Source organism: Lancefieldella parvula (genome assembly GCF_963530955.1).
Lineage (GTDB): Bacteria > Actinomycetota > Coriobacteriia > Coriobacteriales > Atopobiaceae > Lancefieldella > Lancefieldella parvula_A.
On record NZ_CAUSFQ010000078.1, the window covers coordinates 1 to 6,813 of the forward strand.

General features: G+C 48.0%; 10 protein-coding genes and 1 pseudogene. 5 read left to right on the forward strand and 6 right to left on the reverse strand.

The window, feature by feature from the left end; all coding sequences use genetic code 11:
* Positions 1 to 776 (forward strand): InlB B-repeat-containing protein (locus tag RWJ43_RS05450; protein WP_314008745.1); only part of this gene is annotated, 776 nt, incomplete at its 5' end.
* 252 nt (positions 777 to 1,028) lie between these two features.
* Positions 1,029 to 1,292 (forward strand): SemiSWEET family transporter, encoded by a 264-nt coding sequence (locus tag RWJ43_RS05455; protein ID WP_035428211.1) that lies wholly within the window; start codon positions 1,029 to 1,031, stop codon positions 1,290 to 1,292.
* 141 nt (positions 1,293 to 1,433) lie between these two features.
* Here the strand turns inward: RWJ43_RS05455 and RWJ43_RS05460 are convergent, their stop codons facing one another.
* Genes RWJ43_RS05460 through RWJ43_RS05470 form a run of 3 tightly spaced genes read right to left on the reverse strand, consistent with a single transcriptional unit; the run spans position 1,434 to position 3,726 of the window.
* On the reverse strand, positions 1,434 to 2,111 hold the full coding sequence (locus RWJ43_RS05460) for a tRNA (cytidine(34)-2'-O)-methyltransferase (RefSeq protein WP_314008754.1): 678 nt from the start codon (positions 2,109 to 2,111) through the stop codon (positions 1,434 to 1,436).
* Between the two features lie 3 nt (positions 2,112 to 2,114).
* A complete protein-coding gene (locus RWJ43_RS05465) occupies positions 2,115 to 3,110 on the reverse strand; it encodes an inorganic phosphate transporter (RefSeq protein WP_035428214.1) in 996 nt (331 codons plus the stop codon).
* Positions 3,103 to 3,726 (reverse strand): DUF47 domain-containing protein, encoded by a 624-nt coding sequence (locus tag RWJ43_RS05470; RefSeq protein WP_035428216.1) that lies wholly within the window; start codon positions 3,724 to 3,726, stop codon positions 3,103 to 3,105. The genes RWJ43_RS05465 and RWJ43_RS05470 overlap by 8 nt, the downstream gene beginning before the upstream one ends.
* 149 nt (positions 3,727 to 3,875) lie before the next feature.
* On the opposite strand from RWJ43_RS05470, the gene RWJ43_RS05475 reads away from it, so the two are divergent.
* The 3 genes from RWJ43_RS05475 to RWJ43_RS05485 all read left to right on the forward strand — a co-directional run bounded on the left by RWJ43_RS05475 (position 3,876) and on the right by RWJ43_RS05485 (position 4,828).
* A complete protein-coding gene (locus tag RWJ43_RS05475; RefSeq protein WP_286127389.1) occupies positions 3,876 to 4,004 on the forward strand; it encodes a hypothetical protein in 129 nt (42 codons plus the stop codon).
* A 68-nt stretch (positions 4,005 to 4,072) separates the two neighbouring features.
* Positions 4,073 to 4,357: a SemiSWEET family transporter gene (locus RWJ43_RS05480; protein WP_051485274.1), complete on the forward strand. Its 285-nt coding sequence runs from the start codon at positions 4,073 to 4,075 to the stop codon at positions 4,355 to 4,357.
* A 57-nt stretch (positions 4,358 to 4,414) separates the two neighbouring features.
* Positions 4,415 to 4,828, forward strand: a complete 414-nt coding sequence (locus RWJ43_RS05485; RefSeq protein WP_035428217.1) for a hypothetical protein — start codon at positions 4,415 to 4,417, stop codon at positions 4,826 to 4,828.
* Between the two features lie 44 nt (positions 4,829 to 4,872).
* Here RWJ43_RS05485 and purN read toward each other — a convergent pair whose 3' ends face one another.
* From purN to RWJ43_RS05500, 3 genes and pseudogenes are all read right to left on the reverse strand, one after another.
* A complete protein-coding gene (gene purN, locus RWJ43_RS05490; protein WP_035428219.1) occupies positions 4,873 to 5,487 on the reverse strand; it encodes a phosphoribosylglycinamide formyltransferase in 615 nt (204 codons plus the stop codon).
* On the reverse strand, positions 5,477 to 6,565 hold the full coding sequence (purM, locus tag RWJ43_RS05495) for a phosphoribosylformylglycinamidine cyclo-ligase (RefSeq protein WP_314008753.1): 1,089 nt from the start codon (positions 6,563 to 6,565) through the stop codon (positions 5,477 to 5,479). Before purM ends, purN begins: the two co-directional genes overlap by 11 nt.
* An 11-nt stretch (positions 6,566 to 6,576) precedes the next feature.
* A pseudogene (locus RWJ43_RS05500) lies at positions 6,577 to 6,813 on the reverse strand (amidophosphoribosyltransferase); the annotation flags it as partial.

The window sequence follows — 6,813 nt, forward strand, 5'->3', positions numbered from 1 at the left end:
CCTTTGACTCTGAGGGTGGTTCGCCAGTCAACTCGCAAGAGCTTACCTACGGAGATGCAGCTACAAAGCCAGCTGATCCTGTACGAGAGGGCTATACCTTTGCTGGTTGGATTCTCTATACCAATGGTAACCCCTCTGTATACAGCTTCTCCGCAGCAGTTACAGGTGACATTACCCTTCACGCACTCTGGAAGAAGAATGATTCTTCCGTCTCCTACACGGTCATTCACCAGACAGACGACGGTCAAGTTCTTGCAACTACAACCGAAACTGCGCCAATCGGTTCTCTTGTCAGCAAATGGGCTCTTGATGCAGCTGATCGCGGAGACTACGCCTATGTAGACGTTTCTTCTCGCTCTATGATTCTTGATGAGAATGCCGAGAATAACGTCTTGACCTTTACGTATAGCAAGGAAGCTCGCTACAGCTATACCGTCCATTACGTTGACGCACAGACCGGTGAACAAATCCATTCCGACGATATTATTGGCAGCCAGACGCTCAACCTGCAGAATGTTTCTGCTCGTGAGATTGACGGTTACACACTTCAGGGTGACAGCACCGGATATGTTTCTGCTGACCAGCTTGAATACACGTTCTACTACACAAAGAACCCTGAAGCTCCTGCGGCACCTCAGACCCCAGCAAAGCGTAAAGGCTCTCTGCCCGAGACTGGCGATGCTTCAAGCGTGATTCTTGTTAGCACAGCGCTGACCTCTGTGGCTTCCTTAGGAACCTCTCTTGATTTGCGCCGTAGGAAAAGAACCGAAGCATAACAGAAAGCTCTAATGCAACTCCAAAACCCGGGTGCCTCGCACTCGGGTATTTTGTTTGCGTATTCTTGAAGTAGCTACAGGCGGGCACAACTCTACAATCAGAAAAGCCTAATGAGGCTCATTACTTTAGCCATAAATCTGTAAACCAATCTTCACAACTAAAGCAACAGTATTAAATTCTGATTTCACAGGTAGTTTGATTTTCTCGTTACCTCATCCTTGTAATTAAAATAACGAAGGAGGAGGTGTTTTATGTCAAAGAAACAAATCAATCTATTTGTAGGCTCTATCGGAGCTTTTATCGGAGTATTTGTTTTTATCGCTTATATTCCACAAATTATTGCAAATCTACAGGGAGTAAAGGCTCAACCTTTTCAGCCACTATTTGCAGCAGTTTCTTGTCTCATTTGGGTCATTTATGGTTGGACTAAAGAGCCTAAAAAGGACTGGATTCTCATTATTCCAAATACTGCTGGTGTAATTTTAGGCGGATTAACATTCCTCACCGCTTTATAGTGATTAAGCAGCAAGTTTAATTTAGAAATCCGACAGCATCTAATGGTGTTGTCGGATTTTAATTAACACGCATCTCACCTCTGTAGCCATTCTTGACACTTTTTTCGTTCTACATCATAAACAAACTCAACAAACTAATTCTTAGACATCCATTCCCGGAAAGCCAATCTGTCGCAGCGCCTCATACAGCACAATGGCGGCAGCATTTGAAACGTTTAGCGCACTGACCGAGAACTCGTTAGGATCGATAAAGTTTCCGCAGATATCCTGCTGCAAAAGCGCTGGGTGAGCATACTGGTCATCGCCATCAAGCGCATCGTGCTTTTGGCTCCAGTCCTCGCGATTGACCAGGCTGGCAGAATCTTGCAGCATTGGGATTCTCTCGCACTCGTCAGCATGCTGTGCCAGAAGCTCCTCGGATAATCCCAGGCTTTCCTTACCAAAGATAAGGTAATCGCCATCACGATACGTTGCCTGAGTGTAGGTCTTCTTAGCTTTCTTAGTCAGGAAGTGCAGCGGAGATCTACTGGCCGTAAGAGTGCCGTCGACCGTGGAGACAGCGTCGTGTGCAGCCTCCCCAGCAGGTACATCAGATGCTTGGGCTAGACCGTTCTTCTCCAGAAATTGATCCCAGTTATCGTAGACAGAAACGTTAAGGCTTTGCCAGTAGGCCATGCCTGCTCGTTTGAGGCTTTTGTCATCAAGCGAGAAGCCCAACGGGCCCACCAGGTGCAGATGAGTCCCACTCACTACGCAGGTGCGACCAATGTTTCCCGTATTTGCGGGAATTTCGGGCTCTACCAGTACAACATTGAGCAGGGGTTATGCCAGAACAAAGCTGGTCAAAAATGCAATAAGTCCGCCGAGCGCCATGGTGGCTGGTAGCGTCACAAACCAAGCGGCAATAATCTTGCGCGCAACACCCCAGCGTACAGAGCTGCGACGGCGAGCAGATCCTGCGCCCATGATGGATGTGGTGATGACCTGCGTGGTGGAAACTGGTGCTCCAAGTGCAGTCATGATCTCAATTGCAACGGTAGAACTTGTTTCGGCGACAAAGCCAATAACTGGCGTGAGCTTGGTAACGCCATCGCCAACGGTACGCATAATGCGGCCGCCGCCAATGGAGGTACCCAGTGCCATGGTGGTTGCGCAGAGTAGTTTGACCCACAGAGGAATGCCGTTAGAAGGGTCGTGAAGACCGGCGGTAACCAGGGCCAACGTGATAATTCCCATAGTCTTCTGAGCGTCATTATTGCCGTGGCTGTATGCCATAAAGGCAGCTGAGAGCACCTGAAGACGGTGGAAGAGACCGTTTGCCTTTTTAGGTGGCCAATCAGCAAAGATCTCAAATACCAGCTTCATAATAAAGTAGCCCAGGGCCATACCAATAAGAGGCGAAGTAAACAGAGGAATAACAACTTTCTCTAGGACACCCGCCCAAAGAATGTGACCTGTGCTGCCGGTAAAAACAATGGTTGCACCAATAAGGCTGCCGATGAGCGCGTGCGAAGACGAACTTGGGATTGAGAACCACCAGGTAAAGAGGTCCCAAATAATGGCGCCCATCAGTGCAGCAAAAATAACGTAGAGCTGTAGCTGAATATCAACCAGACCAGACGCAATGGTCATAGCAACTTTCTCGCTCATAAGCGCGCCGATAAAGTTCATGATAGCTGACATGATAATTGCTGTGCGTAGAGGCAAAGCCTTGGTATACACCGTGGTAGCAATAGCGTTTGCGGTGTCGTGGAAGCCGTTAATGAACTCAAATATCAGAGCGGAAACAAGTACCGCAATAAGCAGGATGCTAGCCATTTTTCACGATAACATTCTGAACAGCGTTTGCAACGTGCTTGCAAGCGTCAAGAGTAGACTCAAGTCTATCCAAAAGGCTCTTCCACTTGAGAACCTCAATCGGATCATCAACGTTTCTGAAAATAGAGCTCAGGGCGTTACGATAAACAACATCACCCTGGTCCTCATACTCATTTGCAGAGCGTGTATGGCGAATGACCGAGTCATCCTTGTGATAATCAGGGAGACGATCAAAGGCCTTTTGCAGCTCCTCTGATGCAAACAGAATCAGATGTGCCACCTGAACTGCCTCTGGACGCATTTCTTTGATGTCATACATGCTGAGGTGTGCAGAGACGCTCTCAATACCGTCTGCAATCTCATCCATAAGCAGGGCAAGACGTGAAATGTCCTCGCGGTCAAATGGGGTGATAAAGGATGTGTTGAGGGTGGAAATAATCTTTCCTACCTGGTCATCGCAGAGTGTCTCGTAGTTCTTGATTTGGACTTCATAATCTTCTGAACTTGGGAATGACTCCATATAGGAGACAAACAGTTTTGCTGTTGAAACAATCAACGCTGAAAACTCAGAGAACATGCTGTAGAACTCATCTTCTCTACGAGAAACTCGGCTCATATGACGCCCTTCACTTGGACTTTTTATTACATATACAAACACATTTAGTATAGCTGTTTAGGGCGCGTACGCTGGAGATAATGATAATTTCAACTTCTCCATAGAGAAGCTGTTGATCATAATAAGATATGGACTAGGAAGGCCAGATTATGCGAGAAAAGCTGTTTGAATACGTTGCAAATCAGTACGGTAATTGGATCTCTGCGCTTTTAGATGGCTCTGTTGACTTTGATGAGCTGTGTCAATGGATTGATGCAAGTTATTCTGCAACGAACTAACGAATATCTTGTTTAGTACTTGGGTAAGTATCAGCAATCTGTTTGTTAGACATTGGAGGTTATTTTATATGACAAAAAAGCACACACTTTCTTTTGACGAGAATTTCTTCAACAAGCTGGGCCAATTTGGCAGTATTCTCTCAGTCATGATGTATGTTTCTTATATCCCACAGATTACAAATAATCTTGCTGGAAACAAGGGTAGTTTTATCCAGCCTCTGGTTGCTATGATTAACTGCACTGTTTGGTTTGTTTACGGCGCTTTCAAGAAAGAGCGCGATGTTCCTATTATGATTGCTAACGCCCCTGGTATTCTCTTTGGACTTGTTACTGCAATTACAGCGCTGCTATAATCTGGCATCCAGCCAGGTCCATCAGTTTACTAAGACTCAACGATAGGGACGGTTCATGTGGCACTTATAGGTTTCTTTAAAGTTGTCTATATTCCCCTGGTCGTCCTGTATCTCATAGCGGCATATGTCCTTCTTGCAAAGCAAAGCTTGAGCAAAATCTTTAAGCGCACAAATTTTGACCTCTTCCGCGGTGGAGCGCTCGCACTTTATTACCTTTTTATAGCTATGGTCTTCTTTGTAGACATAATGCTTCTTACCACTAAAACTGTAGTTAAGCAGCAATTTCTTGTTCCTTATATAGTTGGAATTATTGCTATTGCTGTTGCATGCGCAATCTTTACGCAAATAGCAAAACACTCTAAATCAGATCGTTTTATTACCATTAGAGACTTGGTTGTTCCGCTTATTTGGCTTGCTTCCTCATTTGTTTATACGCAAACAATATTTGCGCTTTTACTTGCAGCAGAATAGTAACGCTCGGTTGTTCCATCACTATTCAGAGGGCTTCTCGCCATTTACTTACCTGCCTCTATGCGAACCTTTTGGCCCTCAACGTGAACCTTGTCCTGCGCAAAAAGCTGTAACACCTCAGGATACAGCTGATGCTCTACCTGGTGAATTGCCTCTTCAAGCTGGTCAACAGTCCAGCCCTCCTCAACCACAACAGGTCGCTGGGCAATAATGGGGCCGCGGTCGTAATCGGCGTTTGCCAGATGAACGGTAACGCCTGTCACCTTGACCCCGTATTCATACGCATCCTGAATAGCGTGCGCGCCACGGAAGCTTGGCAGCAGCGCTGGGTGCAGGTTGAGCACGCGATTAGGGAAGGTGTTCAGAATAGGAACGCCAACTTTACGCATGTAACCAGCCATAACAACGTAGTCGACGTTATAGCGCTTGAGCTCGGTAGCAATCACCATGTCCGCGACAAACGGATCCTCGTACGTCTCTTTTGAGAGTGTCAGAGTTTGCAAACCGGCTGCCTCTGCCCTCTTCAGACCATATGCATCGGGGCGAGAAGAAACGACCAGTTCAATGGTTGCGTCTAGCTTGCCAGCATCAATGGCATCAATAATAGCCTGCAGGTTAGTACCTGAACCGGAAAGAAGAACGCCAAGCTTAATTGGCATCGTTGTAGACCACCTTTCCGGTGCCTGGGATAATCTGACCCATGACAAATGGATCAAATCCCTGGTCAGAGAGGGCTTCTGCAACATCGTCAACATCGTCCATGTCTACGATAAGAGCCATGCCAACGCCCATGTTGAAGGTGCGATACTGCTCATCAAGAGAGAGATTGGCGGCGTTAGAAACGTATGAAATAACTGGTGGAATATCCCATGCAGGACCAGCCTCTCCACCACGATCAACCTCTGCGTCAAGGTGAGCTGGCAGTGCACGGTTAAGGTTCTCGGTGATTCCACCACCGGTGATGTGTGCCATAGCCTTGATAGGAGCTCCTGCGCGGAGTGCAGCAAGCAATCCACCTGCATAAATGGTGGTTGGACGCAAAACAGCGTCTGCGAGTGACTCTCCACCGAGCTCCTCTAGTGGCTGGTTAAGCTCCTCAACAGTCTTACCCTCAATGGCTACCTTGCGTACCAGCGAATATCCGTTGGAGTGAATGCCAGAAGAAGGAAGTCCCAGAATGACGTCACCTTCACTGACCTTCTCGGGACCTAAGATCTTTGGTTTGTCGACAACGCCTACGACAAAGCCGGCAAGATCGTAGTCGTCAGGATTCATAACACCTGGATGCTCGGCCATCTCGCCGCCTACCAGCGCGCAGCCACTCTTGCGGCAGCCTTCTGCAATACCACCAACAATCTCGGCAACGGCCTCGGCTTTGAGTTTGCCCACAGCAACGTAATCTAGGAAGAACAGAGGCTCTGCACCCATGGGAACAATGTCGTCAACGCACATGGCAACCAGGTCCTCGCCCACCGTGTTGTGGCGGTTGAGCAACTGAGCAATGGCAAGCTTGGTGCCAACGCCGTCGGTGCCGCTGACCAGCACGGGCTCTTCCATGTCCTTCAGAGCCGCGGCCGAGAAGCAGGAGCCAAAGCCGCCCAGGCCACCAATGACCTCGGGACGAGTAGTTGTAGCAACAGCAGCTTTGATGGCGTCAACCGCGCGAGCGCCCTCATCAACGTCAACGCCTGCGTCGGCGTAGGTAATCTGCTTAGTTGGATCAGCGGAAGTGGTCATTGTTTCTCCCCTTACTGCTCTGAGGGCATAAGGCCCTGATCAATTAACTGCTGTTCTACCTGGTCAAACTTTAGTACAAAAGATGGGTTTAGATTATCTGGGGCGTTTTCTGGCAAGAACCTCTGGTAGAAGTCTTTCGGAATTGTCACAGGATACCTGCCGCTAAAGCAAGACTCGCAATAACCGCGAGAAGGAACGCAGGCAAGCAGACCTTCCAGGCTCAAAAAGCCTAAGGAATCTGCGCCGAT

Bases quoted from the DNA above. Each gene is read 5' to 3' on its own strand.
- RWJ43_RS05455 (WP_035428211.1), top strand. From the start codon at position 1,029: ATGTCAAAGAAACAAATCAATCTATTTGTAGGCTCTATCGGAGCTTTT.
- RWJ43_RS05465 (WP_035428214.1), bottom strand. From the start codon at position 3,110: ATGGCTAGCATCCTGCTTATTGCGGTACTTGTTTCCGCTCTGATATTT.
- RWJ43_RS05470 (WP_035428216.1), bottom strand. From the start codon at position 3,726: ATGAGCCGAGTTTCTCGTAGAGAAGATGAGTTCTACAGCATGTTCTCT.
- RWJ43_RS05475 (WP_286127389.1), top strand. From the start codon at position 3,876: ATGCGAGAAAAGCTGTTTGAATACGTTGCAAATCAGTACGGTAATTGG.
- RWJ43_RS05480 (WP_051485274.1), top strand. From the start codon at position 4,073: ATGACAAAAAAGCACACACTTTCTTTTGACGAGAATTTCTTCAACAAG.
- purN (WP_035428219.1), bottom strand. From the start codon at position 5,487: ATGCCAATTAAGCTTGGCGTTCTTCTTTCCGGTTCAGGTACTAACCTG.
- purM (WP_314008753.1), bottom strand. From the start codon at position 6,565: ATGACCACTTCCGCTGATCCAACTAAGCAGATTACCTACGCCGACGCA.